Below are 25,919 nucleotides of genomic sequence, written 5' to 3' on the forward strand. Positions count from 1 at the left end.
TTACGCTGAAATGGGCGGGGTCAAAGACCGAGACGGTCGCGCAGCGAGAACCAAGTCATCGCCAGCACCAGAAGCGGGCTGCGCAGCGCGACGCCCCCCGGAAAGGCTGGCGCAGGCACCCGCGCCATGCAGTCAAAGCCCGATGCCTCGCCGCGCAGGGCCTCGGCCATCAGGCGGCCTGCATGTGTGGCGGTGCCCACACCATGCCCGGAATAGCCCGAGGCAGACAGGATATTGGGGGCAAGGCGCGCCAGATAGGGCATCCGCCGCAGAGTGATCGCCAGCGTGCCGCCCCATGCATATTCAAGCGCAACATCCTGTAAATGCGGAAAAATCTCGAGCATCGGTTTGCGGACGGTGGCGCGAATATCCTTGGGGAAGCGATAGCCATAGCTTTCGCCGCCGCCAAAGAGCAGGCGCTTGTCATGGCTGAGGCGAAAGTAATTGACCACGAATTTCGTATCGGCCACCGCGACATCCCGCGTCAGAACGCGGGCGGCGTCATCGCCCAGTGGCTCTGTCGCCACGATGAAATTGTTGATCGGCATCACCCGCGCGGCGACTTTGCGATCAAGGCCGCCGAGATAGCCGTTGCAGGCCAGAATGAGATGATCCGCCTCGACCGCGCCTGCATCCGTGGCCACGCGCAGCTTGGGGCCGCGCGTGATCTGATGCACCGCTGATCCTTCGTGGATACGCACCCCTGCCGCCGCTGCCGCGCGCGCAAGGCCAAGCGCATAGGCCAGAGGATGCAGATGCGCGGCCCCCATATCCAGCGTGCCGCCGTGATAGGCGGGTGAGGGGCAGAGCGTTGCAAAGCCTTCAGCATCCAGCTTTTCGATCTGATCATAGTCATAGCGATTGGCCAGATGATCGGCATAGGCATGCTCTTCCGCCATTTCGCGCGCCGTAAAACAGGCATGCGCCACACCCGGTTTCAGGTAACAGTCGATGCCATGGCGCGCCACCAGCGACTTGACCAGATCCTTGGCTTCTTCCGCCAGCCGCCACAGATGCGCGGCATCATCCGCGCCCACCAGCCGCTCGAGCGCGGTCTGCTCCATGCGCTGCCCGCTGCCCAATTGCCCGCCATTGCGCCCCGACGCGCCAAAGCCCACGCGCTGCGCCTCGAGCAGCACCACATCAAACCCCGCCTCCGCCAGATGCAGTGCCGCCGAGAGGCCGGTATATCCCGCGCCCACCACACAGACATCGGCCCTCGTTTGCCCGCGCAGGGGCGCGAATTCCGGCAGGGTCGAGGCCGTGGCCGCATACCAGCTTGGCGGATAGAGGCCGCGCCGGTCGTTGGAATAGAGCAGGTTCATGGCTTCTTCTTGGTGCAAATACTCAATCGTACGCCGGTGCCGCGCGGCTCAGACGTTGAGGAGGAGATGCTCACGCTCCCATGGGCTGATGACCTGGAGGAATTCCTCGTATTCGGTGCGTTTCACGATGGCGTAGACACGGGCGAATTCCGGCCCGAGAATCTCGTGCAGCGCCTTGGCTTCCTCGAACATATCGAGCGCGTCACCCATAACGTTGGGGATATCCGGCTCGCCGGAGTAGGCATCGCCCTTGAATTGCTTGTCGGGCCAATCTTCGTTGAGAATTCCCAAGAGGCCGCAGGCAAGGCTGGCCGCGATGCCGAGATAGGGGTTGCAATCCATGCCGGCCATGCGGTTTTCCACGCGCCGCGCCTCGGGGCCCGAGAGGGGAACCCGAATGCCGGTGGTTCGGTTGTCACGGCCCCAGGCCAGGTTGATCGGAGCGGCGTGATCCTTGACGTAGCGGCGGTAGGAATTGACGTAGGGGGCCAGGACCGCGATGGCCGACGGCAGGTGTTTCTGCAAGCCGCCGATGAAGTGGAAAAAAGCGTCAGTTTCGCCGCCCTGCGGCCCGGCGAAGATATTGCGGCCCGTTTCCATGTCGAGGATAGAGTGGTGGATATGCATGGCGCTGCCCGGCTCGTCGGCGATGGGCTTGGCCATGAAGGTGGCGAAGCAGTCATGGCGCAGGGCGGCTTCGCGGATCAACCGTTTGAAATAAAACACTTCATCCGCCAGCTTGATCGGATCGCCATGGCGCAGGTTGATTTCCAGCTGCCCGGCGCCGCCCTCCTGCGTGATGCCGTCGATCTCGAAACCTTGGGCCTCGGCAAAATCGTAGATGTCGTCAATCACGGGGCCGAATTCGTCGACTGCGGTCATCGAATAAGCCTGACGCGCGGCGGCGGGGCGGCCAGAGCGGCCCATCATCGGCTTGATCTCATGCGCCGGGTCGAGGTTTCGCGCCACGAGGAAGAATTCCATTTCGGGCGCGACCACGGGCTTCATGCCATGGGCGTGATACATGTCGACCACCCGGCGCAGAACGTTGCGCGGAGAAAAGGGAATAGGCGCGCCTTCGCGGTCAAATGCGTCATGGATCACCTGAAGCGTCCAGTCCGCAGTCCAGGGCGCGGCGGTGGCGGTCGACATGTCCGGGCGCAGGATCATGTCGCGCTCGATAAAGCCGCCTTCGCCGGCTGCTTCGCCCCAATCACCTGTGATGGTTTGGAAAAAGATGGAATCGGGCAGGTGAAAGTATTTCTGGCGTGCGAATTTCGTCGCTGGCACCGCCTTGCCGCGCGCGATACCGGGCAGATCTGAGATGATACACTCGACCTCGTCGAGACGCCTATTCTCGAGATAGGCCTGCGCGGAGGCGGGCAGGGAATTGGTCAGGTCATTCAGATCGGCCATGGCTGGCACCTCGTTTGAAAAACTCCGCCATACGGGCGGCTATCGTGGCATTTGCGGTCGGTTGGTCAAGTTTGGCCTTGGCCTCGGCAATCAGGTCGGGCGGCACCACGCCGGGGGCGCGGTGGTGGATGAGGCGGTCGATCATTGTGGCGGTGAATTCTGGGTGCGGCTGGATCGTGTATATCCGGTCGCCGTAGAGCAGGGCAGCGTTTTCGCAAAACGCGTTGCTTCCAACGACTTGTGCCCCTTTCGGCAGTTCTGTCACCTGATCCTGATGCCAGGCGTTGAGAGGCAGGCGTTGCCCCTCGATATCATAGTCGGTGACACCCACCTGCCAGCCGCCGCCGAATTTCTCGACCTTGCCGCCCATGGCCTGCGCGATGATCTGATGACCAAAGCAGACCCCCACCAGCGGTCGCCCCGAGGCGTGGATATCCCGGATCAACTGCTCCAGCGGGGGAATCCAGGGATGGTCTTCGTAGGCCCCGTGTTTCGAGCCGGTGATGAGCCAGCCGTCGGCAGCGTCCGGTCCGGTAGGGAAGTCTTCATCAACCACGTTGTAATGATCGAATTCAAAGCCATGCCCGTCGAGCAACTGGGCGAACATCACCTCGTAGTCGCCCAACTCGTCTTGCACGATGTCGGGGGCGTGGCCGGTTTTCAGGATGCCGATTTTCATGGCGGTCTCTTGATTTGATCAAATTAACGCGGGGTTGCTGGTTCAGGCTACACCGTTTCGAGATAGGTCTTCCAGTGGTCTTCTTTGGGAATGGGGGACATATAGGCCAATTCCTGACGTTTGGTCATCACGAGGTTGCGGATGAGGTCGGGGTGAAAGATGCGCGCAATCATCGGATTCTCGGCGAACCAGTCGATCGCTGTGGCCCAATCCGCCGCCAGTTGTGGCATCTCGACCTCGTAGGCATTGCCGCTGATGGGCGGCGGCGGGGTCAGCCCGTCTTCGATCCCGGTGATTGCCGCGCCGAGAATGGCGGCAAAACTGAGGTAAGGGTTGATGTCGCCGCCTGCGACGCGGTGCTCGATCCGGCGCGCGGCAGGGGGGCCGCCGGGGATGCGCACAGCGGTGGTGCGGTTTTCATAGCCCCAGCCTGCACCGGTTGGCGCATGGGCGCCGGGCACCAGCCTTGCATAACTGTTGGCATGCGGCGCAAAAATCAGCGTTGAGGGCGGCATTGCTGCAAGACAGCCCGCCACGGCGGCGCGCAGGATGTCCGTGCCTTCTGCAGTTCCATCGTTGAAAACATTGTTCCCGGCCTTGTCCATCACCGAGAAATGCATGTGCATACCGTTGCCGGTGTCATCCTCGAAAGGCTTGGCCATGAAGGTGGCGACATAGCCGTGCTGACGGGCCAAGCCCTTGATGAGTGTCTTAAAAAGCCAAGTATCATCGGCGGCGCGTAAGGCGTTCTGGTGATGCAGGGTCAGTTCGAACTGACCGATGCCCGCCTCGCTGACGGCGGTCTCGACCGGCAGACCCATTTCCAACCCGGCGTCGTACAAGGCGCTGAGAAACCCGTCGAATGCATCCATCTGGCCGAGCGAAAGAATGCCTGGCGATTTCATCCGTCGGCCATTGCGGGGGTCTCTTATGTTCTTGAGAGTATTGCCTTTTCCGTCAACCAACGTGAATTCCAACTCGGTCGCGGCCTCTACGTGCCAACCGCGTGCGGCGTAGCGGTCGAGGACGGACACGAGGGCATGGCGCGGATCACCGGCAAAGGGGGTGCCGTCTTCGTGGTGCATGACCATGGGCACAAGGCCTTGGGGCACGTCGAGCCAAGGCAGGGGCACGGGGCCACGGTCGGTGGGCAGGAGCACGCCATCGATATCGCCGGTGTCGAACACCAGCGGCGAGTTTTCGATGTCTGCACCGAAGATATCCAGATTTAGAGAGGAAAGCGGCATCCGCACGCTACCGGTTGATAGTTTGTCCGCATGTGCGGCGGGAAGACGTTTGCCCCGCATCCGGCCATTGAGGTCACAGGCAGCCACGCGGAAGGTCTGGAACTGTGTAAGATCCATTGGAAGTAAGTCCTGATGATGATTTTGTGACAGCCTAGCCCGGCAGTGGGGGGCTTGCCAAGATAATTTGATCAAAAAATTTTGAAGGTGACGAATGGTAAGGTTTGTAAGCTTTGTCAGGTGATTTTGTAAGGTCGTCGGAAGGCGGCAGATCCTCGGGTCAGGTCCGAGGATCACTGACAATCAAGGAAGGCTCTTCCAGCGACTCTCAAGTTTTTCGATCGCGGCGATGCGTTCAGCGGTCTTGGGGTGGCTGAGCAGCCAAGCAGGCATGGCGCCGCCCGCGCTGCTTGTTAACGCTTCGAGTTTTTCGAACAGCGATTTTTGCGGGGCCGTGCCGATGCCCGCCTTGGTCAGGAGCGCGGCGGCATAGGCGTCGGCCTCATACTCGTCGCCGCGCGAGAGGCGGGCAGCGAGCAGGGTGGTCAGACCATTGGCGATCCAGACGCCGAGACCGGGACTGAAGCGCGACAAGATCATGGCGAGGGCCGTGCGCAGGGCGTTCTGCCCGGAAAAGTCGATCATCCGGCGGCGGGAATGACCCAAGGCGACATGGCCCAACTCATGCGCGATCACAGAGGCCATTTCTTCGGCGGAAACCTCGCCGGTCTGGAATTTACGATAAAAGCCACGGGTGATGAAGATGCGCCCATCTGGGGCGGCCAAGCCGTTCACCGGGTCAATCTCATAGATATGCACGCGAACGCGGGGCAGGTCGAGCGCACGCGCGAGCTGGTCTGTCATCGCCTTGAGCTTGGGGTCGGCCAATTCGGTTGATTGAGCATCCAATTCCCGCGAGGTGCGCCAGACCGAGAAACGATACATGGCGAGCGCGTAGAGAATGGCGAGCAGGATCGGGGTGAATTTCAACATGAGAGGAATATGGGGTGGGGTGGGGTGGCTGGCAAGCAGGGTTTGAGGGGATGGGGGTTCGCTGAGGTTTGCATCAAGCGATGAGTAGCGCGGATCGTTGGGCCGGGGACTAGCGATGCAAGGTCTGTGGCTGCCACTTTATGCCAGCAAAGTTCGTATAACCTCTCCGTGAGGCGCTCCCTCTCACAATCGCTAGGCCGCGGGACTGCCCAGCGATCCGCGCGGCGGCGCGTCCCGCGCCTTGTTCCGCGCGGGGTTTCCGTGCAAGGCGCAGATGAAAGCCACCCTTTCCCGGTGGACGTCGCTTGCCCCCTCGCATAAGTCTGGGGCCAATTGCCCGAGACCGGAGTGTGCGTCATGATCCCACAGGTTTACCTGATCCTGTTTCTTGCCATTCTTGCCGAAACCGCAGGCACTACGGCGTTGCAGGCAAGCCAGCAATTCACCCGCTTGTGGCCGTCGGTTTTGGTGGTGGTGGCCTATGGCATCAGTTTTTTTCTGCTGGCGCAAACGCTAAAGGTGATGCCGGTCGGGGTTGTCTATGCGATCTGGTCGGGGCTGGGGATCGTGTTCATCGCCTGTATCGGCTATGTGATCTTTGGCCAGAAACTCGATCTTCCCGCCATCATCGGCACGGGTATGATCCTTGCGGGGATCGTTGTCATTCAGCTATTCTCGCGCACAGCACCGCATTGACCGCGCAGGCAGGGCGGCAAAGGGGCTGGTCAGCACCGCCCCGTGCCGTTATGGCACCGCCGCAAGACAAGACGAGGCCGCCCATGACAGAGACCATCACCGAGCGTTGCGAGGCCAAGGGGCTGCGCATGACGGAGCAGCGCCGCACGATTGCGTCGGTTCTGGAGGGGTCGGACGATCACCCCGATGTCGAAGAGCTATACGCCCGCGCTTCGGGGCGTGATCCGCGGATTTCGATCGCGACGGTCTATCGCACCGTCAAGCTGTTTGAAGAGGCGGGCATTCTCGACAAGCTGGAATTCGGCGACGGGCGTGCGCGCTATGAAGATGCCGAGCGCGACCACCACGATCACCTGATCGACATGAATTCGGGCGAGGTGATCGAATTCGTCGATCCCGAGATCGAGGCGTTGCAAGACAAGATCGCGGAAAAGTTGGGGTATCGCCTGATCGGGCATCGGCTCGAACTCTACGGCGTGCCGGTCAAATCCGGTGACTGAGGCAGGGAGCGCCGCCACGCGGGTGATGCGGCTGGCGATTGGCAGCGTGGTCGTGGGGCTGTTGGTGATGGCGCTCAAGGTCTTGGCCTGGGCGCTTACCGGGTCGCTCGCTTTGATGTCGGATGCGCTGGAGAGCCTGGTCAATCTGGCGACGGCCTTGGCGGTGATCGTGGCGCTCATGGTGGCGCGGCGGCCTGCGGATGACAATCACCCCTTTGGGCATCACAAGGCGGAGTTTTTCTCGGCGGTGCTCGAGGGGGTTTTGATCGTCATTGCGGCGCTCTTTATCCTGCGCGAAGCCTATGACGGGTTTCAGGCCCCGCGCGCAATGGACGAGCCCTTTCTGGGCATGGCGATCAACATGGCGGCGGGGGGGATCAACGCGCTCTGGGCGCTGGCGCTCATCCGCAACGGGCGGCGCTATCGCTCGCCGGCGCTGGTGGCGGATGGCAAGCATCTGATGACCGATGTTGTGTCTTCGGTGGGCGTGCTGTTTGGCGTTGCGCTGGCGTTGGCGACGGGCTGGCTCTGGCTTGATCCGGCGATGGCGGTCCTGGTCGCGCTCAATATCCTGTGGTCCGGGAGCATGGTGATCAAGGCGTCGCTGAGCGGGTTGATGGATGAGGCGGTATCCGAGGCGGAACTGGTCACGATCCGGCAGGTGATCGAGGCGGCCGCCAGCGACGATGCCGCCTTGCAGGCGCATGATCTGCGCACGCGCCATGCCGGGCCTGTGACCTTCATCGAATTTCATCTGGTGATGCCGGGCAAGACCACGGTCGAGGCGGCGCATGACCTCTGTGACCGGATCGAGGCGGCGCTGATGGCGGCGCTGCCGGGCGCGCGGGTGACGATCCATGTCGAGCCCGAGCACAAGGCCAAGCATAGCGGTCATGTCGTGCTGTCATAGCTCTGCCGCTTTTTTGGGCGAATGATCCGAGCTATCACGGGCGTTCAACCGATCCGCAACCCGGCCAAGAAAGTCTGACATGGAAAATCTGCGCGGCAGTATTCTGATGGTCCTCTCGATGGGCGGTTTCGCGCTGGAGGATATGTTCGTCAAACGGTTGGCGGATAGCTTGCCGGTGGGTCAGATCATAATTCTGCTGGGTTTGGGGGGCGCGCTGATCTTTGGCACGATCACGCGGACGCAGGGCGGGCGGCTCTGGTCGCGCGATCTGGTGTCGCGGCCTGTGATCCTGCGCAATTGCGGCGAACTGGTGGGAACGCTGGGGTTCGTGATGGCGATTGCGCTGACGCCGCTGTCTTCGGCCTCGGCGATTTTACAGGCGACACCGCTCGCGGTCACGCTGGGGGCGGCGCTTTTCCTGGGCGAGGCGGTGGGCTGGCGGCGGTGGGCGGCGATCCTTGTGGGGTTTTGTGGTGTGCTGATGGTGATCCGGCCCGGCATGGCGGGGTTTGAGCCGGCGTCGCTCTTTGCGGTCTTGGCGGTCTTTGGGCTTGCGGCGCGGGATCTGGCAACGCGCCGGGTGTCGCGCACGATCTCATCCATGCAGCTGTCGACCTATGCCTTTGCCACGCTGGTGCCGACGGGGGTGATTTTGCTGGCGTTTCATGGCACGCCTGCGATGCCCACTGCGGTGAACTGGCGTGATCTGGTGCTGGCGCTCTTGTGCGGGGTGTCGGCCTATTACGCCATCGTGGCCGCGATGCGGTTGGGCGATGTGGCGGTGATCACGCCGTTTCGCTATTCGCGGCTGGTGTTTGCGCTGATCATCGGGGTCACGCTCTTTGACGAGCGGCCCGATGTCTGGACGCTGGCGGGGGCGGGGATCATCATTGCCTCGGGCATCTACACGTTCTGGCGCGAGCGGCGGTTGGCGCGGCGGATGGCGCTGGCGTGAGGGTCAGCTTGCGGCGGCGGTCAGGTCGTCGATCACCTTGACCCAAAGCTCTGCGGGCTGGCATCCCGGCACCGCGTGCTGGCCGCCGACGATGAAGGTGGGCACGCCCGAAATGCCCATTTCGCGGAATTGCGCATCGCGGGCGCGGATCGCGTCACGGTCCGCCTCTGTGGCCAACAGGCGCTGGATCATCGCGCCGTCAAGGCTGAGGCTGTCGGCGAGATCGGCCAGAACCTCGGGGTCACCGATGTCGCGGCCCTCGTTGAAATAGGCCCGAAAGAGCGCCATGGCCATGCGGTCCTGACAGCCCTCGATGCCAGCCCAATGCAGCAGGCGATGCGCGTCGAGCGTGTTGGGGGTGCGTTTGATGGCGGCGAAATCAATGGTCAGCCCGGCCGCCTCGGCGCGTTCCAGCACGGGGGCATAGGCGCGGATCGCGCCCTCTTTGCCGCCAAACTTCGTCTCTAGGTAGTCGCGCCGGTCCATGCCTTCGGCGGGCATGTCGGGGTTGAGCTGGAACGGATGCCATTCGATTTCGAACGGGTGATCGGGGCGCTGTGCCATGGCCTGATCGAGCAGCGTCTTGCCGATGTAGCACCAGGGGCAGATCGGGTCGGAGATGATGTCAAGCTTGACCATGGAGGTCCTCGTAGATCGGCCGCAAGGCGCGGCGCAGGATTTTGCCATTGGCCCCGGTGGGAAGGGCCGCGATGTGGTGATAGGCGCGCGGGGCCTTGTAGCCCGCGAGCCGTGCCCGCGCGAAAGCATCAAGCGTGGCGGGGTCGAGTGTCTCGGGGCCAGTATAGAAGGCCATGACGACGCGCGCATCCTCTTTCACCTCGATGTCGGTCACCGCAACGGCGGTGATGCCGGGATGCGTGCTGAGCACGGCCTCGACCTCCATCGGGGAAACGCGGTAGCCGCCTGCGTTCATCATGTCGTCGGCGCGGCCCAGATAGGTGATGTGGCCTGCGGCATCCATGCTCCCCTGATCGCCGGTCAGGAACCAGTCGTCGGTGAATTTTTCGGCCGTGGCCTCGGGCGCGCCGAGATAGCCCAGCATGAGGCCAGGATCGGAGCGGTGGACGGCGATGGTGCCCTCGGTGCCAAGGGGCGCGGGCGTGCCGTCGGCGAGGATGGCGACGCGGCGGCCTGTCTGGGGGCGCCCCAGCGTGCCGGGTGCGGCGGGGTGATCGGGGCTGCCTGAGATGAAGGTCGAGCATTCGGACATGCCGTAAGCCTCAAGGATCGGCGTGCCGGTGGCGTCCTGCCAATGCTGGCGGATGGTATCCGAGAGTTTCTCGCCCGCCGCCAGTCCGTGCCGCAGATGCGGCAGATCAAGGCGCTGACCGGGGTGCACAAGCTTGCGATAAACGCCGGGGGCGGCGGCAAAGATCGTGGCGTCATGGCGTTTGAGCAGAAGGGGCAATTGCTCGGGCGTGATACCGGGGGCAGGGATGAGGGCGGTGGCCCCCATGGTCCAGGGGTCCATCAGGCCGGTGCCAAGGGTGAAGGTCCAGTTGAAGGCGCCCGCGTGGCAGAGCCGGTCGTCGGGGCGCAGCCCGTACCAGCCGTCAAACATCATCTGCCGCGCCCAGATGGCGCGATGGGCATGGACCACGGCGCGCGGAATGCCGGAGGTGCCGGATGTGTAGATGATATAGGCGGGGCGGTCGGGGTCGTCCATGTTCCAATCGGCGGGAGGAAGGGCGCGCATTTCTTCAAGGTTGGGCTCAGTGAGCGTAGGAATGTCGGTGTCCGGGCAGGCCACGCCCTCGGCGCGCAGGATCAGCGCGGGTTGCGTGGTTTTGAGGATGCCTGCCACCTCGGGCTCGGTCAATTGGCTGGAGGTGGGGATCGGGATGAGGCCCACGGCAATGGCCCCGAGATAGGCAATCGGAAACTCGACCGTATTGCCCAGCCGCATCAGCACCCGGTCGCCGGGGGTGAGACCCGCGCGCAAGAGGCCGGTGCCGGTGCCGCGCACGGCGGCCGCGAGGCGGCCATAGCTCCAGCGGTCGGATTTGGTCAGGCTGAGGACTGCGAGGGCGATCTTGTCGGGATGCGCTTCGGCCCGGCCCAGAACATGGGCTGCGAGGTTGAAGGGGCGGGGGCAGGGGGCGCTTGGGCCCTGATCGAATATGGCGCTCATGGCCTTGGCTTAGGGGCCTCTGGGGACGGTTGCAAGTGGCCTTGCGCTTGGCCTATAGCGTGGGCCTATGACGGATCAAGCCTTGCCCCCTCTGCTGCGCGTCACGCGCGAAACCGGCGCTGACACGGTGCCGGAGCCGCTTGATCTGGGCGTTCGGGTGCGACAATTGCGCAAGGCGCGGGGCTGGACGCTGGAACAGGCGGCGAAACAGGCGGGGCTGGCGCGCTCGACCCTATCGAAGATCGAGAATGGCCAGATGTCGCCCACCTATGAGGCGCTGAAGAAGCTGGCGCAGGGGTTGGAAATCTCGGTGCCGCAGCTCTTTACCCCGCCGTCGCGCGACCGGATCAACGGGCGCATGGCGGTGACGCGGGGGGGCGAAGGCAGGCCCATGGCGACGGCGACCTATGAGCATGATCTGCTGGCCGATACGCTGAGCCAGAAACGCATGATGCCCTATCGCGCACGCATCCGCGCCCGCGCGGTCGAGGATTTCGGTGGTTGGGTGCGCCATGATGGCGAGGAATTTCTCTATGTGCTGACCGGGGTGGTGCGGCTCTTTACCGAGTTTTACGAGCCCATCGAGATGCGCCGGGGCGATAGCGCCTATTATGATGCCACCATGGGGCATAACGTGATTTCGGTGAGTGCCGAGGATGCGACCGTGCTCTGGGTGACGTCGCTCGACTAAGGCAGCGTGGGCGCAAGTGGCCCGGCCATGCTGGAGGCTCTGGCCGGGCCGTCTGCGCCGTGAGTGTGGTCGTCAATCGACCGGGGCGGCAGGGGTTTGTCGCGATTGCGCGCCGTCGATCACGCTGCTTGGGGCAGCATCAATCGCGGGTGGCGTGCTGTCGCGGCTCGGGCTGAGCATGCTGAAGGCGATCAGCCCGCCCATCAGGATCACGACGATGAGCAGACCCGTCAGCCCGCCGCGCGCACCGGCACCCGGATCATGGCCGGGTGGGCCGTAGCGGTTTAGGTCACGGTTGGCTTGGCGGTGGACATCGTCTTGGGGGGTGTACATGGCTGGCTCCTCTCTGACTGCGCTCAGCATAGTCCAGAGGTGGGGCCGCCCCCGAGGGTTTGAAAGCGCGGTAGTGTTTTCCGGCGCTTTGCCGCCATTTTGGGGGCGCGCGCCGGGCAGGTTCCCGCCGTCGGCCAGATATGGCCGCAAGCGGCAGGCGGATTCGGCAAGGATTGGCCGGGATCAGCGCAGTTTGGGGATGCCGCCGGGAAGGGTGCTGCGATCCACCACGCCCGCGCGCAAGGACCGCCCGATGCGATGCGCCAGCGCCGACCAGGCGGCGGCCTGATCGGGAGAGAGTTCGCGCGCGAGCACCGCATCGAAGAGGGCGAGCCAGGTCGAGAACATGCCCGGTTGCACATTGCGGGCGTTGACATGGGCGGCCATCGGGCTGCCGTCGTAGACGCGTTCATGCAGGATGGAGTTGGCCCAGAAGTCGGCCACCTTGGCCTCGTGCGACGGCCAGTCGGTGACATGCACCGCGAAGATCGGCCCAAGGCCGGGATGCGCGCGCACGGCCGCGTAGAACGCGGTCACGACCCGCTCGATCTCGGGGCGGGTGATGGGAAAACGCGGGGGCAGGGTGGTGGCCATGGCCCTTATGTGGCGCGGGATGTCGCAAGAGGCAATCCCCCAACGTGGACCCGAAATCTTGAAAAGATTTCGATCCGCTTTCTTTTCAAGAAAGCGGACACCCGCCCTCTGGACGCTTGGCCGGAGCGCGCCTATAAGGCGGGGCATGATGAGACGCAGTGCGATCATTATTCGAATTACATGCCCGGCGCTCTGAGACAATCGAGCTGCCGGGACAAGGCGTATGGGCACCCGCGCCGCCTCTCACCCCCCAAATTCCAGACCAGTGACAAGGACGCAAACCATGTGCGCCGACACGACCCAGACGCCTGATTACAAAGACACGTTGAACCTGCCCGAGACCGATTTCCCGATGCGGGCGGGCCTGCCTGCGCGCGAGCCTGAATGGCTGGCACGGTGGGCACGGATCGGGGTCTATGAGAAGCTGCGCGAGAACGCGGCGGGGCGCAAGCCGTTCACGCTGCACGATGGCCCCCCTTATGCCAACGGGCATCTGCATATCGGTCACGCGCTGAACAAGATTCTCAAGGATATGGTGGTGCGCAGCCAGCAGATGATGGGCCGCGATGCGCGCTATATCCCGGGCTGGGATTGTCACGGGCTGCCGATCGAGTGGAAGATCGAAGAACAATACCGCGCCAAGGGCATGGACAAGGACAAGGTGGATGTGGTCGATTTCCGTCAGGAATGCCGCAAGTTCGCCGAGGGCTGGATCGACATTCAGCGCGAGGAATTCAAGCGACTGGGGATCACCGGCTGTTGGGATCGCCCTTACCTCACCATGGATTTCCGCGCCGAGCGGATCATCGCGGAGGAATTCCAGAAATTCCTGATGACCGGCGTGCTCTATCAAGGGTCGAAGCCCGTGATGTGGTCGCCGATCGAGAAGACCGCGCTGGCCGAGGCGGAGGTCGAGTATCACGACAAGGAAAGTTTCACGGTTTGGGTGAAGTTTCGGGTCGTCACGCCGCGCCCCGGTCTGGAGGATACATCGGTCGTGATCTGGACCACGACGCCCTGGACCATGCCGTCGAACAAGGCCGTGGTTTATGGCGAGGGGATTTCCTATGGCCTCTATGAGGTGACCGGGACGCCGGGCGAGTGCTGGGCGGCGGTGGGGGAGAAATTCATCCTCGCCGACACGCGCGCCGAGGATGTGATGACGCGCGCGCGGCTGGAGCCGTCGATGTATCGGCGTGTGCGGGACGTGCCGACGGCGGAATTGGCAGATATGCAGCTTCAGCATCCCCTGGCCAGGGCCGAAGGCGGCGACGGTGAATGGGATGACCTGCGCGATTTCCGGGCCGCCGATTTCGTGAGTGACGAAGAAGGCACCGGGTTCGTTCATTGTGCGCCCAGCCACGGGATGGAGGAATTCGAGCTGTACCGGGACCTGGGCGAGCATCCCGACGGTGGGACCTGGCTTGAGAAAGTGATCACCTATAACGTGCTCGAAGATGGCTCTTTCCGGCCTGACCTGCCGTTCTTTGGCGGCAAGTTCATCCTTGACCGCAAGGGCAAGGAGGGCAATGCCAACAAGGCGGTGATTGATAAATTGGCCGAGGTGGGCGGGTTGCTTGCGCGGGGCAAGATCAAGCATTCCTATCCGCATAGCTGGCGCTCCAAAGCGCCCGTGATCTATCGCAACACGCCGCAATGGTTCGCGGCGATTGACCGGGCGGTGGGCGACGGGCAGGACGACTATGGCACCACGATCCGCGAACGCGCGCTGCGGTCGATTGACGAGCTGGTGACATGGACGCCCAAAACCGGGCGCAACCGGCTCTATTCGATGATCGAGGCGCGGCCCGATTGGGTGCTGAGCCGTCAGCGGGCCTGGGGTGTGCCGCTCACCTGTTTTGTCAAGAATGGCGCGCAACCCACGGATTCAGATTACCTTTTGCGGAATGAAGAGGTGAACGCGCGTATCCTTGCGGCCTTTGAGCAAGAGGGCGCGGATGCCTGGTACAAGGAGGGCGCGAAAGAGCGGTTACTCAAGGGCATCGTGAACCCGGACGACTGGCGCAAGGTCGATGACATTCTCGATGTGTGGTTCGATTCTGGCTCGACCCATGCCTTTGTGCTGCGCGACCGCGCGGACGGGTCCGAGGATGGATTGGCCGATCTCTATCTTGAGGGCACGGATCAGCATCGCGGTTGGTTCCATTCGTCGATGTTGCAGGCTTGCGGGACGCGCGGGCGCGCGCCCTATCGGGGGGTGCTGACGCATGGCTTTACCCTCGATGAGAAGGGCAACAAGATGTCCAAATCCCTGGGCAATACGGTCGCGCCCGAGGAAGTGGTCAAGCAATATGGCGCGGATATTCTGCGGCTCTGGGTTGCGCAGGCGGATTATACAGCTGACCTGCGGATCGGGCCGGAGATCCTCAAGGGGGTGGCCGATGGCTATCGCCGCCTGCGCAATACGCTGCGGTTCATGCTGGGGGCGCTGGCCCCGTTCACCGAGGCGGATCGCGTGGACCCGGCGGATATGCCAGAACTGGAGCGTTGGGTGCTGCACCGTCTGGCAGAGCTGGATCACAAGGTGAAGAAAGGCTACGTAACCTATGATTTCCAAGGGGTTTTCCAGCAAATCTTCAACTTCTGCACGCTTGACCTGAGTGCGTTCTATTTCGACATTCGCAAGGACGCGCTCTATTGTGACGGCGACACCGCGCGGCGGCGTGCGGCGCGCACGGTGTTGGACCTGCTGTTCCACCGCCTGACCACGTGGCTGGCGCCGGTGTTGGTGTTCACCATGGAGGAGGTCTGGCTGTCGCGCTTCCCGGGTGAGGAGAGCTCGATTCACCTCACCGATATTCCAGACACGCCCGCCGATTGGCTTGATGAGCCGCTGGCGGCGAAATGGGCGATGGTGCGGCAGGCGCGGCGCGTGGTGACGGCGGCACTGGAAGTGCAACGCACCGACAAGGTGATCGGGGCCAGTCTCGAGGCGGCGCCGGTGGTGCATATCCGCGATGCCGAGATGCTGAAGGCGCTGAAATCAGTGGATTTCGCGGATATCTGCATCACCTCGGATCTGATGCTGACCGGCGATCCGCGCCCCGACGAGGCGTTCCGCCTGCCGGAGGTGGACACGGTTGGCGTGGTCTTTGAGCGGGCGGAGGGCGAGAAATGCCAACGCTGCTGGAAGATCCTGCCGGATGTGGGGCAGCACAAGCATCCGGGCACCTGTGGGCGGTGTGACGCGGCCCTGGGGTAAGCCAGGCGTCTAATCTCCGTCCCGGGCTTGCCCCGGGACCTCGTTTCTCAAGAGGAGAGGCCCCGGGTCAAGCCCGGGGCGGGGTTTCGGGATCAAAGCGCCCCGGTGATCTGGCGCAGAACCGCGATATTGTCGTTTTTGACGCCGGGTTCGCGAAAGGCGCGGTCGGCGGAGGTGGCGACGATCACCACATCGCGGGCGCGGTCGATGTAGATATATTGGCCGTATATGCCGTGGCCGAAGAATTCGCCCGGCCGGGCATCGGCGGGCATCCACCATTGAAAGCCATATTGCAGATCGCCGGGGGCGGTGGGGGCCGTGGGCGTGGTGGCCGCGCGCATCCAGTCCTCGGGCACCACCTGTTGCCCGTTGTAGCGCCCCAGATTGGCGGCCATCAGGCCAAAGCGCGCGTAATCGCGGGTGGTGACGTTGAGACCGCCAAGGGCAAAGGCCACGCCCTCGCCATCGGTCAGGTAATAGGGTTCGGATTCAAAGCCCAAGGGCTGAATGATCTTTTCCGACAGAAGGTCCGGCAGGCTGCGCCCCGTGGCCCCACGCAGCACCATGGCCAGAATATGCGTGTCGATCGACACATATTTCCAGCGCGCGCCGGGATCCGCATCACGGGCGGTAAGGCCGGCGGCAAAGCCATCCATCGTACCGCCCAAGGCCAGCACGCGGCCCATGCGGTTGATGTCTGACTCGTAGTCGAGATAATCCTCATTGAAAGCCACGCCGCTCATCATCAGGAGCACGTTGCGGATCGTGGCCCCGTCATAGGCGCTGCCCGTGAGGCTGGGGGCGTAGCGCGTGACCGGATCGTCGAGCGATTCGATCTGCCCTTCGGCCACTATCACGCCGAAGAGGGCCGAGAGGAAGCTCTTGGCCATGGACCAGCTGATGCGGCGATCCTCGGGCGCGGTGCCGAGGTGATAGCTCTCATGCACCACGGCGCCCCGGTGCAGGACCATGAGCGAGGTCACATTGCGCGCGGTAATCCAATCGGTTGCCACGGCGGGCAGTGTCATGGCCGGGCCCGCGGGCAGGGGCGAGACAGGGCCCGTGCCGCGCGGCACGGGCACCGAGAGAAAGGCGCGGTCCATATGCGAGAAGTTCTGGACGATGCGACCCTCGTCAAAGAGGCTGTTGACCGCCCAGAGGCGGGTGATCTGGTCGCGCTTCCAGAGGCCCACCGCCGCCGCCGCAAGGACCAGAACCACCACGATACGGGCCAACCATTTAACTGCCTTGCGCATTTTCACCCTCCCATATTCTGCGGATAGTTGAGCAGGGCCCTCGTGTCGGATCAAGTCTGACGTTGGGGCGTCGTCTAAGGCGTTTCGGCATTTCCCTGAAACGGCGAACACTTTAACCCCTTGATTTGGCGCAGTTTTGAACCAAAAAACTCTATCGACTTTTTCTGAAGTTGCTTTAGCGAAACTTGTCCGCGAGCCGTTGCAGGGGCGAGCGGGGGTCGGGGGTGGGGTCTGGCGCGGGCGAAGGGCTGCGTTCGGTTTCGACGGGGGCGGGGCGCGAGGGCTTGGGCGGGGTCATCGCCTGTGCCACGGCGTTCTGAAAGCGGTCGGGTTTGCCCTGCGCCAGCCATGGTGCGCCCTTGGCGATACCGCGCAGCAGGTCATCGAGCCAGTCGTTTTCGGATTTAGCGAAATCCTGAAGGACATAGCCCGCCACGCGGTCCTTGTGCCCCGGATGGCCGATGCCGAGGCGCACGCGGTCGTAAGCCTCGCCGATATGTTGATGGATCGACCGCAACCCATTGTGGCCTGCGTGCCCGCCGCCGGTCTTGCAGCGCAGCTTGCCGGGGGCGAGGTCCAATTCATCGTGAAAGACGGTGACATCGGCGGGCGTGAGTTTGTAGAAGCGCACCGCCTCGCCCACGGATTGGCCGCTGAGGTTCATGAAGGTCATGGGTTTGAGCAAGATGACGCGCGCGCCGTCCAGCGTGCCCTCAGAGACCATGCCCTGAAACTTGGAGCGCCACGGGCCAAAGCCGTGATCCTCGGCGATGCGGTCAAGCGCCATGAAGCCGATGTTGTGGCGGTTCCGCTCGTATTTCGCGCCCGGATTGCCGAGACCTACAAAGAGCTGCATGGGTGGTGCCCCCGATCCTGAATGGATGACGGTCTAGGGGTTTGGGGGGCGGGAATCAACAGGGCGCAGGGCGGGCCAAAAGAAAACGCGGCCCCGATGGGGGCCGCGTTTGATTGGGTTGGGTCTGGTCCCGCGGGATCAGTCCTCTTCGCCCTCTTCATCTTCTTCGTCATCGCCCTGCGAGCGCAGTGCGGAGGGGGCAGAGATGTTGCAGATCACGAAATCGCGGTCCTTGATCACCGGCTCGGAGCCTTCGGGCAGATCAACCATCGAAATCGTGACCACGTCGCCGATTTTCTCGACCTTCGAGAGGTCCACAGTCACGTGATCGGGGATGTCACCGGCGAGCACGTTGAGTTCGACTTCGGGACGCACGACGGTCAGAACGCCGCCCTTGCGCAGGGCCTTGCACTGGTCCGCATTGATGAAATCAACGTGAATGAACAGGTTGATCCGGGTGGTGCGGCGCAGGCGCATCAGGTCGATATGGGTCGGCAGATCCTTGACCACGTCGCGCTGAACGTCGCGGCAGATCACGCGCACATCGTCATGGCCTTCGACCTGAAGGTTGAAGAGCGTCGACTTGAAGCGGCCCTTTTTCAGGCGCTTGAGCAGTGCGTTGAACGGAATGTTGATCGCCAGCGGCTCTTTGTCGCCACCGAACACCACACCCGGAACCATACCCGCACGACGGGCTGCGCGAGCGGCGCCCTTGCCCGTCCCCGCGCGTTCCTGGGCTTGAAGATCAGGAATTTCTCCAGCCATTTAATTTCTCCATAGGTTAGGGCGGGGCTCCTCCAAGGCTGTAGCCCCCGCGTGAGGTTGCGCCAATAGCCGGGTTTTGGGGAATTGAAAAGCGGAATCTTGTTGCCGGGGTGGGTGGCGTGACCTATCCGTCGATCCCGTGACGCAAGAGGAGCCTGATCAAGATGCCACGCCGCGTTTTCCTGCATGTCGGCATGCCCAAATGCGCGACCACGACGATACAGGCGGCGTTGTTGCAAAAGCAAGAGGCTTTGCGGGGCTTGGGGATCGCCTATGAGATGCCGGAGGGGCCAGCGGCGGAGGGGCAGGGCAATGCCGCGCGTCTGGCGATTTCGATCTTGCGGGACAGGGAAGAGGCCATCGAGGAAGCGCTTGATTTTTTCTCGCGCGGGACGGGCGATGTTGTGCTGAGTTCGGAAGTGTTCTCGGCGCTTTATAAATCGGCGGCGGCGATCAAATTCGTTGAGGCGTTGCGCGCGCGGGGGTTCGATGTCTCGGTGATCGCCCTGTTTCGCAGGCAGGATCACTGGCTCGAGTCGGATTTCAAGCAGCATGTCAAAGGTGCGCGGACCTGGAACGGCAGCATCGGGGAGTTGCTGGAAAAGCGCACGGAGCAGGATGTGCTGAACTTTGCGCTCTTTACTCTTTATTGGGGGAAATATGTCGGTCGGGATCGGGTGTTCACAGCCGTGATCCAGCCGGGGAGCGCGCGCCGCGATCCGGTGAATTTCGTGCTGGAGCAGATTGGTGCGGGGAGCCTCTGCTATGCGGAGGGTGAGGAGGTGCCGACCGCCAATGTCAGCCCGCCCACCGGGCTGATCGAGCCTGCGCGGTTGCTGAAGTGTGAGATGCAGGAGGCCGGGGCCTCTGCGGTTGAGGTGGATGTTGCTCTGGACCGTTTCTTTGCGGAGGCGCCGGGTGTGGTCGAGGTGCCGAAGCGGCGGTTTTTGATGCCCCATGCCCTGCGTCAGGAGGTGGTGGACCGCTGGAAGGGCAGCAATCACGATCTGGAGCGGCGGGCGGGGCATGTCGGCAAGTTCGATGTCGAGGTGGCACAGGATGCCGCGTCCGAGGTGCCATTGGAGGACGAGGCGCGCGCCGTTCTGGCGGACTGGAAGGCGGCCAAAGGCCTTGCGCCCGCACCAAAGGTGCAGGCGCGGGGCGGGCTTTTGCGGCGGCTTTTGGGGCGCTGAGGCGCCTCACTCCATCCAGCGGCCGGTGAAATCCTCGGGTATCATCAGGATATCGCGGTCGAGCGTTTTGACGTCACGACGACCACAGAGGCCCATGCTGCTGTCGAGTTCCTTGTGGATCACCTCCAGCGCGCGGGTGACGCCCGCCTCGCCCATGGCCCCCAGACCGTAGACGAAGGCACGCCCGATATAGGTGCCCTTGGCCCCCATCGCCAAAGCCTTGAGCACGTCCTGACCTGAGCGGATGCCGCTATCAAGATGCACCTCGATCTTGTCGCCCACGGCATCCACGATGGCGGGCAGAGCGCGGATGGCCGAGAGCGCGCCGTCGAGCTGCCGGCCGCCGTGGTTCGACACGATGATGGCATCGGCCCCGACATTCAGCGCCTCGCGCGCATCGCGCGGGTCCATGATGCCCTTGATGATGAGCGGGCCATCCCACATCTTGCGAAATTGGCGGATGCGGTCCCAATCGAGCGCCTGATCGAAGGCCTCTGCCGTCCATGTGCTGAGCGAGGAGGGATCGGTGACACCCTTGGCATGGCCCACGATATTGCCGAAGAACCGGCGCTTGGTGCCCAGCATGCCCAGGCCCCACTGCACCTTGGTCATCATGTTGGCGATGCTTTTCGGCGTCAGTTTGGGCGGGGCGGAGAGGCCATTCTTGAGGTCCTTGTGGCGCTGTCCCAGCATTTGCAGGTCGACCGTGATCATCGCCGCCGAACATTTGGCATCGCGCGCCCGGTCAAAAAGGCGCTGCATGAAGTCGTCGTCCTTGAGGGTATAGACCTGCATCCAGAAGGGTTTGGTGGTGTTCTCGGCCACATCCTCGATCGAGCAGATCGACATGGTGGAGAGGGTGAAGGGCACGCCGAATTTCTCGGCGGCGCGGGCGGCCTTGATCTCGCCATCCGCGTGTTGCATGCCGGTCAGGCCGACAGGCGCGAGGCCCACGGGCATCGCCACATCCTGCCCGATCATCTTGGTTGCCGTGCTGCGCCCGGTCATGTCGATGGCGACACGCTGGCGCAGGTAGATCTTGTCGAAATCGGTGGTGTTCTCGCGGAAGGTCTGTTCGGTCCAACTGCCGGATTCGGCATAGTCGTAGAACATCTTGGGGACGCGGCGGCGGTAAATCTGTTTGAGATCGGCGATATTGGTGATGACGGGCATGGCGTCCTCCGAAATTGGTTAGTTTCCTTTACCAACGGACGCGGGTCCGCGCAATCACCCCTGTTGCCGCAGGGGGACTCATGGGATGGTGCGCACCGACCATCCCCAGAACCGCACCAGCATGAACACCCCCGCCAGCGCCAGCCCCGACGCGAGGCCAAGCCAGATGCCGGGGCCGCCCAAGCCGAGGGTGAAACCGAGAAGGTAACTGACCGGCACGCCGACCGCCCAATAGCTGAGGGCGGCGATGACCATGGGCACGCGGGTGTCCTGCACCCCGCGCAAGAGGCCGAGCGCCTGAACCTGGGCCGCATCCACGAGCTGAAAAAGGGCGGCGGCGGCGAGGAGTTGGCGGCCAATGGCGATGACCTCGACCCGGTCGGGATCGTCGGGGGCAAGGAACAGCCCGACCAGCGGATCGGGCACGAGCAGAAGCAGGGCCATGGTTGCAAGCGCCACGGTGGCCGAGAGGCCAAGCACCACGCGTGCGCCGTCGCGCAAGGACGCGCCATCGCCCCGCCCATGGGCCTGTCCCGCGCGCACGGTAGCGACGTTGGAGAGGCCAAGGTGGATCATGAAGATGACCGAGGTGATCTGCATGGCGATGCCATGGGCGGCCAAGGGCAGCGTGCCGAGCCAGCCCATCATGATCGAGGCGGCGGCGAAGAGGCCGACCTCGGCCAGATTGGTCAGGCCAATGGGCCAGCCCAGCCGAAAGACGCGGGCCAGTGCCTCGGGGTCGGGACGCCAGAAGCGTTGAAAGAGGGCGTGGTCCGGGGCGGAGCGTTGGACATAGACGGCCAGCACAACGAAGGAGGCGATATTGACCCCGAGCGAGGCGATGGCCGCGCCCCGCACGCCCAGTTCGGGAAAGCCGAAATGCCCGAAGATCAGCAGGTAATTGATGCCGGCGTTGAGTGCCACTGCGCCCAGTGTCACCCAGAGCACCACGGCGGTGCGCTCGAGCGCGGCGAGATAGGATTTGAGCACCATCACCATGAGCGCGGGCAGGATGCCAAGCCCCGCGATTTCGAGGTAATCGGCGGCGAGGGCGGCGGTGGCGGGCTCTTGGCCCATGCGGTCAAAGAGCGCGCCGGAGCCCAGCATCAGGGGCAGGGTGGCCAAGCCGAAGAGGATGGAGGCCCAGAGGCCCATGCGGGTGACGCGGCGCACTTGGGTGGTTGCGCCCGAGGCCTGCGCGGAGGCCACCATGGGCATCACCGCCCAGGCAAAGCCGGAGCCCATGATGAAGAGGACAAAGAACATGGTGCCGCCCAGCACTTCGGCGGCCAGCGCCTCGACCGAATACCAGCCCAGCATGAGCGCATCGGTGAAGGTGATGGCGAATTGCGCAACATGGCTGCCGATGAGCGGCAGGCCAAGCCCCAGCACTGCGCGGGCATGTTGGCGATATGTGAGGCGGGGTTGCATGGGATCGGGGTTAGACGGGGGGCGCGTGGGGCGCAACCCTCGTCAGAGTGCGCCCAGCATGAGATGTGTCGAGAGTGCCGCAATGATCACGCCTGCCGCTATCTCGAAGAGGGGCAGGGCGCGGGCGGTGTCGCCGGTAGCGAGGCGCGCCAGCGCGCCTTCGCGCAGGGTGACGGAGGCGAGTGCCACGGCAAGGGTGACGCTGGCCGTGCCAAGGCCCATGGCGAAGGCCCCAAGGATGCCTGCCAGATCCAGCCCCATGCGCCATGTGAGGATCAGGAGAAAGAGCGCGCCGGTGCAGGGGCGGATCGCCACGGCCCCGATCAGGGCAGCGGCATCGCGCCAGGTGGTGACAGCCTCGGCCTCGGCCAGGGTTGGCCCGTGCTTGTGTCCGCAAGAGGCGCAAGGGGCGTCGTGGTCGTGGTGGTGGTGATTATGATGAGGGGGGACGGGGCGGTTCTGCCGCCAGCGGCGCAAGCCGCGTATTGCCAGCCAGAGACCCACGAGCGCGATGGCTGCGAAACTCGCGGGGGCCATGATGTCCTCGGCCAGATCGGTCATGTGCTGGCGGGTGAGGTCAAACACGAAGATGCCGGCATAGACCAGCAGCACCGCAGCCGCCGCCTGCGCAAAGCTGGAGGCCAGCGCCAAAAGGGACAGGCGCAGCGCGCTCACGCGTGCGGCCATGCCATAGCCCCCGATCAGGAGTTTTCCATGCCCCGGCCCCGCCGCGTGAAAAAAGCCATAGGCAAAGCAGAGGCCCATCAGCCCGGCCAAGGTCCCCGGTTCGCCCGCGCGCAGGGCGCGCAGGAGGCGGGCCATGGCCTGTTGCGTATCGGCCTGTCCGGTGCGGGCCCAAGCGGCAACCTGCGTGGCCCCGCCAAACCCCCAGAGCCAGATGACAAGAGCGGCAAGGGCAAGGGCCGCGAGGCTCAGGATGGGGCGGCGCATGTGACCGACAGGCTCTCGGAGAAAAGATTGCCGATTTCGACCCCGGTATATTGCTCCTCTGCGGTCAACTCGCTGAGCATCTGGCGGAACTGTTCCTGACTTTCGTCCAAATCGGGTTCGGTGATCGTGTAGACGCAGCCCTTGGGCAGGGTGATCGGACCGGCAAGGCTATGGGCCACATAATAGGTGGGATCATAGGCCTCGATGCGCAGTCCCTCGGCCTTGACGGGGCCAAAGGTGCGGGTATGGGTGGCGATGATGCGGCCATTCGTAAGGGCGATGCCGGTCGGGATGGGGTGATCCAGAGCAATCTTGGTCTCGCCCTGATACATATAGAGATCGCCCTCGAACCCCTCGGGCCATTCGACCAGATCAAAGCCCTTGAGCTTGTCCAGTTCCGCCTCGGTCAGCGTGCCGTCGCCATCGGGATCAAGGCCCATGTCGGTGAGGATCAGAAGGGAAAAGAAATCGTCATAGCTCCATGTCACCTCGACCTCGGTCAGGTGCCCTTGGGCGTCGGCGTTGAAGCGCAGGGCGACATCGACAAAGACATGCGGATGCGCGCCCATGGGGGCGGCGGGCAGGCAGAGGGCGGTGGCAAGGGCCATGGGAATGAGCGGCTTCATGCCGTCAGACTTAGGCGCAGGGCGCGTCTGCCGCAAGGCGCGTTTGGCGTGGGCGCGCGCGCCCGCGCGAAAGCTCGCTCAGGCCTTGATCACGATGGATTGCCCGCTGGTCAGCGAGAGGACATTCTCGGGCTTGTCGGCGAAAAACTCGTCGATCGCCTTTTTCGCGCCGGGGCAATCGCCAGAGCCGTAATCGTCGCAGATGATGACACCGCCCGGTTTGACCCGAGGATAGAAGAATTCGACCGAAGCGAGCGTTGGTTCGTAAAGGTCAACATCGACATGGACGAGCGAGAATTCCTGATCCGCGACATCGGGGAAACGGTCGGGAATCCAGCCTTTGTGCAGGTCCACACGGTCGCCAAAGGCGCTGAGATTCTGGCGCACGATGTCCTGGGGGACAGCCAGATCGCCTTTGGACCATTCGGACTTGCCGCCCGATTGCACATCGGCGTCGCTGGGTTCCGAGAGACCCTGAAAGGAGTCGAAGATATGCAGGCGCTTGGTGCTCTGCGCGCCCGCGCCGGTCAGCAGGAAAACCGAGGATTTGCCGAAGCGCACGCCACATTCGGCGAAATTGCCGGGAATGTTGCGCACCATGCGGGCAGAGGTCATCAGCGTGAAGCAGCGGTCATAGGGGCTGCCTTCGATGCCGCGCGCCTCGACCATGTCACGGGCGGCGAGAAACTCGGGGTCGGTGAGCCAGATCAGGTGCGGCTTGTACACCTCGTAGCGCTGCCGCGAGGCCAGACGCTTGGCCAGCTTGTAGTGACCGCGCCGATATTTTTCGCGTCCGAAAAGAAGCCCGCCGAGCGAGTCGAGTGCCTTGAGTATCACGGATTGCCCCCTGTCTGACGCCGCAGGCCGACCTGCTGGCCGCGCCTGCGGGTTCTTGGCCCAGACCGGGGCACCGCGTCAAGGGGCGCGTGTACGGGCCTTAGCGGGTCTTGCGGTCCTCGGGATGCAGGGATTTGCCCAGAATATGATCGCTCTTGTGCAGCACATGCTGCGCGGTCGACACGATCAGCGGGTCGGGCGCATGGGCGATATGGCGATCCTTGCCGGGGTAGTCGAGCGAGTTGAGAAAATGCCGCATGCAATTGAGGCGCGCACGTTTCTTGTCATCGGATTTGACCACGGTCCAAGGCGCATCGGCGGTGTCGGTATAAAAGAACATCGCCTCTTTCGCCTCGGTGTAATCGTCCCATTTATCAAGGCTGGCCTTGTCGATGGGGCTGAGTTTCCATTGCTTGAGGGGATCGGTTTCGCGGCTGGCAAAGCGGGCGCGCTGTTCGCCTTGGGTGACGGAGAACCAGTATTTGTAGAGCCGGATGCCCGAGCGCACGAGCATCCGCTCCAGTTCGGGGGTCTCGCGCATGAATTCGAGATATTCATGCGGCTCGCAAAAGCCCATCACCCGCTCGACGCCCGCGCGATTATACCATGAGCGGTCATAGAGCACCATTTCCCCCGAGGTGGGCAGGTGTTGGACATAGCGCTGAAAATACCACTGGCCGCGTTCCTGATCGGTGGGCTTGTTCAGGGCCACGACCCGCGCGGTGCGGGGGTTCAGATGTTCGGTGAAGCGTTTGATCGTGCCGCCCTTGCCGGCCGCATCGCGCCCCTCGAAGATCAGCACGAATTTCTGCCCGGTCTCTTGCGCCCAAAGCTGGACCTTGAGCAATTCGGCCTGAAGATGCGCCTTTTGCGTCTCGTAGCTGCGGCGACCCATGCGGGTTTCGTAGGGGTAATCGCCATTCTCAAAGGCGTCGCGCAGCGAGTTGGGATCGGTCTGGGAGGGTGCTGCGGCGGGGGAGCCTGCCGGGGCTGCCGGGGCTGCGCCATTGATCGGCGGGGTGGCGGAGCCGTCCGGAGTTTCGGGCGTGGGCAGGGGGGAGAGAGGGGATTCGCTCATACGGCACTCCGGACTGGTCTATTGATCACTCCGGGAATGATA

General features: G+C 63.5%; 25 protein-coding genes. 7 read left to right on the plus strand and 18 right to left on the minus strand.

Features of this window, described 5'->3' with window-relative positions:
• Positions 1–20: 20 nt before the first annotated feature.
• The 5 genes from ROSMUC_RS03500 to ROSMUC_RS03520 form a co-directional block, all read right to left on the minus strand.
• Positions 21–1,325 carry an NAD(P)/FAD-dependent oxidoreductase gene (locus ROSMUC_RS03500; RefSeq protein WP_037269573.1) on the minus strand — a complete coding sequence of 435 codons (1,305 nt, stop codon included), beginning with the start codon at positions 1,323–1,325 and terminating at the stop codon, positions 21–23.
• A gap of 48 nt (positions 1,326–1,373) precedes the next feature.
• Positions 1,374–2,741 (minus strand): glutamine synthetase family protein, encoded by a 1,368-nt coding sequence (locus ROSMUC_RS03505; protein ID WP_102105841.1) that lies wholly within the window; start codon positions 2,739–2,741, stop codon positions 1,374–1,376.
• Positions 2,725–3,420: a type 1 glutamine amidotransferase gene (locus tag ROSMUC_RS03510; protein WP_037269575.1), complete on the minus strand. Its 696-nt coding sequence runs from the start codon at positions 3,418–3,420 to the stop codon at positions 2,725–2,727. Before ROSMUC_RS03510 ends, ROSMUC_RS03505 begins: the two co-directional genes overlap by 17 nt.
• A 47-nt stretch (positions 3,421–3,467) precedes the next feature.
• Positions 3,468–4,784 carry a glutamine synthetase family protein gene (locus ROSMUC_RS03515; protein ID WP_037269577.1) on the minus strand — a complete coding sequence of 439 codons (1,317 nt, stop codon included), beginning with the start codon at positions 4,782–4,784 and terminating at the stop codon, positions 3,468–3,470.
• A gap of 183 nt (positions 4,785–4,967) precedes the next feature.
• Positions 4,968–5,657 (minus strand): M48 family metallopeptidase, encoded by a 690-nt coding sequence (locus ROSMUC_RS03520; RefSeq protein ID WP_037269578.1) that lies wholly within the window; start codon positions 5,655–5,657, stop codon positions 4,968–4,970.
• A 357-nt stretch (positions 5,658–6,014) separates the two neighbouring features.
• Between ROSMUC_RS03520 and ROSMUC_RS03525 the strand changes: the two genes are divergently transcribed.
• From ROSMUC_RS03525 to ROSMUC_RS03540, 4 genes are all read left to right on the plus strand, one after another.
• Complete coding sequence (locus tag ROSMUC_RS03525; protein ID WP_075571703.1) at positions 6,015–6,353, plus strand: SMR family transporter; 339 nt, start codon at positions 6,015–6,017, stop codon at positions 6,351–6,353.
• 83 nt (positions 6,354–6,436) lie between these two features.
• On the plus strand, positions 6,437–6,853 hold the full coding sequence (locus ROSMUC_RS03530; RefSeq protein ID WP_037269580.1) for a Fur family transcriptional regulator: 417 nt from the start codon (positions 6,437–6,439) through the stop codon (positions 6,851–6,853).
• Positions 6,854–6,878: 25 nt separating this feature from the next.
• Entirely contained in the window at positions 6,879–7,763 is an 885-nt protein-coding gene (locus ROSMUC_RS03535) for a cation diffusion facilitator family transporter (protein WP_037269581.1), read from the plus strand.
• A gap of 79 nt (positions 7,764–7,842) precedes the next feature.
• Positions 7,843–8,718: a DMT family transporter gene (locus ROSMUC_RS03540; protein WP_037269582.1), complete on the plus strand. Its 876-nt coding sequence runs from the start codon at positions 7,843–7,845 to the stop codon at positions 8,716–8,718.
• A gap of 3 nt (positions 8,719–8,721) precedes the next feature.
• On the opposite strand, the gene ROSMUC_RS03545 is transcribed toward ROSMUC_RS03540, so the two are convergent.
• On the minus strand, positions 8,722–9,357 hold the full coding sequence (locus ROSMUC_RS03545; protein WP_037269584.1) for a DsbA family oxidoreductase: 636 nt from the start codon (positions 9,355–9,357) through the stop codon (positions 8,722–8,724).
• The gene (locus ROSMUC_RS03550) at positions 9,344–10,870 is read right to left on the minus strand and encodes a class I adenylate-forming enzyme family protein (RefSeq protein WP_037269586.1); all 1,527 of its coding nucleotides are present in this window, start codon (positions 10,868–10,870) and stop codon (positions 9,344–9,346) included. The genes ROSMUC_RS03545 and ROSMUC_RS03550 overlap by 14 nt, the downstream gene beginning before the upstream one ends.
• A gap of 67 nt (positions 10,871–10,937) precedes the next feature.
• Here ROSMUC_RS03550 and ROSMUC_RS03555 point away from each other — a divergent pair, with 67 nt between their 5' ends.
• Complete coding sequence (locus tag ROSMUC_RS03555) at positions 10,938–11,561, plus strand: helix-turn-helix domain-containing protein (RefSeq protein ID WP_037269588.1); 624 nt, start codon at positions 10,938–10,940, stop codon at positions 11,559–11,561.
• A 72-nt stretch (positions 11,562–11,633) separates the two neighbouring features.
• Here ROSMUC_RS03555 and ROSMUC_RS03560 read toward each other — a convergent pair whose 3' ends face one another.
• Both ROSMUC_RS03560 and ROSMUC_RS03565 read right to left on the minus strand, forming a co-directional pair.
• A complete protein-coding gene (locus ROSMUC_RS03560) occupies positions 11,634–11,894 on the minus strand; it encodes a hypothetical protein (RefSeq protein WP_037269591.1) in 261 nt (86 codons plus the stop codon).
• A gap of 183 nt (positions 11,895–12,077) precedes the next feature.
• Entirely contained in the window at positions 12,078–12,488 is a 411-nt protein-coding gene (locus ROSMUC_RS03565; RefSeq protein WP_037269593.1) for a group III truncated hemoglobin, read from the minus strand.
• Between the two features lie 283 nt (positions 12,489–12,771).
• Here ROSMUC_RS03565 and ileS point away from each other — a divergent pair, with 283 nt between their 5' ends.
• On the plus strand, positions 12,772–15,711 hold the full coding sequence (gene ileS, locus ROSMUC_RS03570) for an isoleucine--tRNA ligase (RefSeq protein WP_037269595.1): 2,940 nt from the start codon (positions 12,772–12,774) through the stop codon (positions 15,709–15,711).
• Between the two features lie 92 nt (positions 15,712–15,803).
• Here ileS and ROSMUC_RS03575 read toward each other — a convergent pair whose 3' ends face one another.
• The 3 genes from ROSMUC_RS03575 to ROSMUC_RS03585 form a co-directional block, all read right to left on the minus strand.
• Complete coding sequence (locus ROSMUC_RS03575) at positions 15,804–16,967, minus strand: serine hydrolase domain-containing protein (RefSeq protein ID WP_037269597.1); 1,164 nt, start codon at positions 16,965–16,967, stop codon at positions 15,804–15,806.
• 175 nt (positions 16,968–17,142) lie between these two features.
• A complete protein-coding gene (pth, locus tag ROSMUC_RS03580; protein WP_037269599.1) occupies positions 17,143–17,823 on the minus strand; it encodes an aminoacyl-tRNA hydrolase in 681 nt (226 codons plus the stop codon).
• A gap of 138 nt (positions 17,824–17,961) precedes the next feature.
• A complete protein-coding gene (locus ROSMUC_RS03585; protein ID WP_037269601.1) occupies positions 17,962–18,588 on the minus strand; it encodes a 50S ribosomal protein L25/general stress protein Ctc in 627 nt (208 codons plus the stop codon).
• A 164-nt stretch (positions 18,589–18,752) separates the two neighbouring features.
• Here ROSMUC_RS03585 and ROSMUC_RS03590 point away from each other — a divergent pair, with 164 nt between their 5' ends.
• On the plus strand, positions 18,753–19,781 hold the full coding sequence (locus ROSMUC_RS03590) for a hypothetical protein (RefSeq protein WP_037269603.1): 1,029 nt from the start codon (positions 18,753–18,755) through the stop codon (positions 19,779–19,781).
• Positions 19,782–19,787: 6 nt separating this feature from the next.
• Here ROSMUC_RS03590 and ROSMUC_RS03595 read toward each other — a convergent pair whose 3' ends face one another.
• From ROSMUC_RS03595 to ppk2, 6 genes are all read right to left on the minus strand, one after another.
• Positions 19,788–20,954, minus strand: a complete 1,167-nt coding sequence (locus ROSMUC_RS03595) for an alpha-hydroxy acid oxidase (protein ID WP_037269605.1) — start codon at positions 20,952–20,954, stop codon at positions 19,788–19,790.
• A 78-nt stretch (positions 20,955–21,032) separates the two neighbouring features.
• Entirely contained in the window at positions 21,033–22,385 is a 1,353-nt protein-coding gene (locus ROSMUC_RS03600; RefSeq protein WP_037269607.1) for an MATE family efflux transporter, read from the minus strand.
• Positions 22,386–22,427: 42 nt separating this feature from the next.
• Positions 22,428–23,336 carry a nickel/cobalt transporter gene (locus tag ROSMUC_RS03605; protein WP_037269609.1) on the minus strand — a complete coding sequence of 303 codons (909 nt, stop codon included), beginning with the start codon at positions 23,334–23,336 and terminating at the stop codon, positions 22,428–22,430.
• Positions 23,318–23,962 carry a DUF1007 family protein gene (locus ROSMUC_RS03610; protein ID WP_037269611.1) on the minus strand — a complete coding sequence of 215 codons (645 nt, stop codon included), beginning with the start codon at positions 23,960–23,962 and terminating at the stop codon, positions 23,318–23,320. The genes ROSMUC_RS03605 and ROSMUC_RS03610 overlap by 19 nt, the downstream gene beginning before the upstream one ends.
• A 78-nt stretch (positions 23,963–24,040) precedes the next feature.
• Positions 24,041–24,799: a TylF/MycF/NovP-related O-methyltransferase gene (locus ROSMUC_RS03615; protein WP_037269613.1), complete on the minus strand. Its 759-nt coding sequence runs from the start codon at positions 24,797–24,799 to the stop codon at positions 24,041–24,043.
• A gap of 100 nt (positions 24,800–24,899) precedes the next feature.
• Positions 24,900–25,877: a polyphosphate kinase 2 gene (ppk2, locus tag ROSMUC_RS03620; protein ID WP_037269616.1), complete on the minus strand. Its 978-nt coding sequence runs from the start codon at positions 25,875–25,877 to the stop codon at positions 24,900–24,902.
• Positions 25,878–25,919 lie beyond the last annotated feature (42 nt).

It is taken from the genome of Roseovarius mucosus DSM 17069, from assembly GCF_000768555.3.
Taxonomy (GTDB): domain Bacteria; phylum Pseudomonadota; class Alphaproteobacteria; order Rhodobacterales; family Rhodobacteraceae; genus Roseovarius; species Roseovarius mucosus.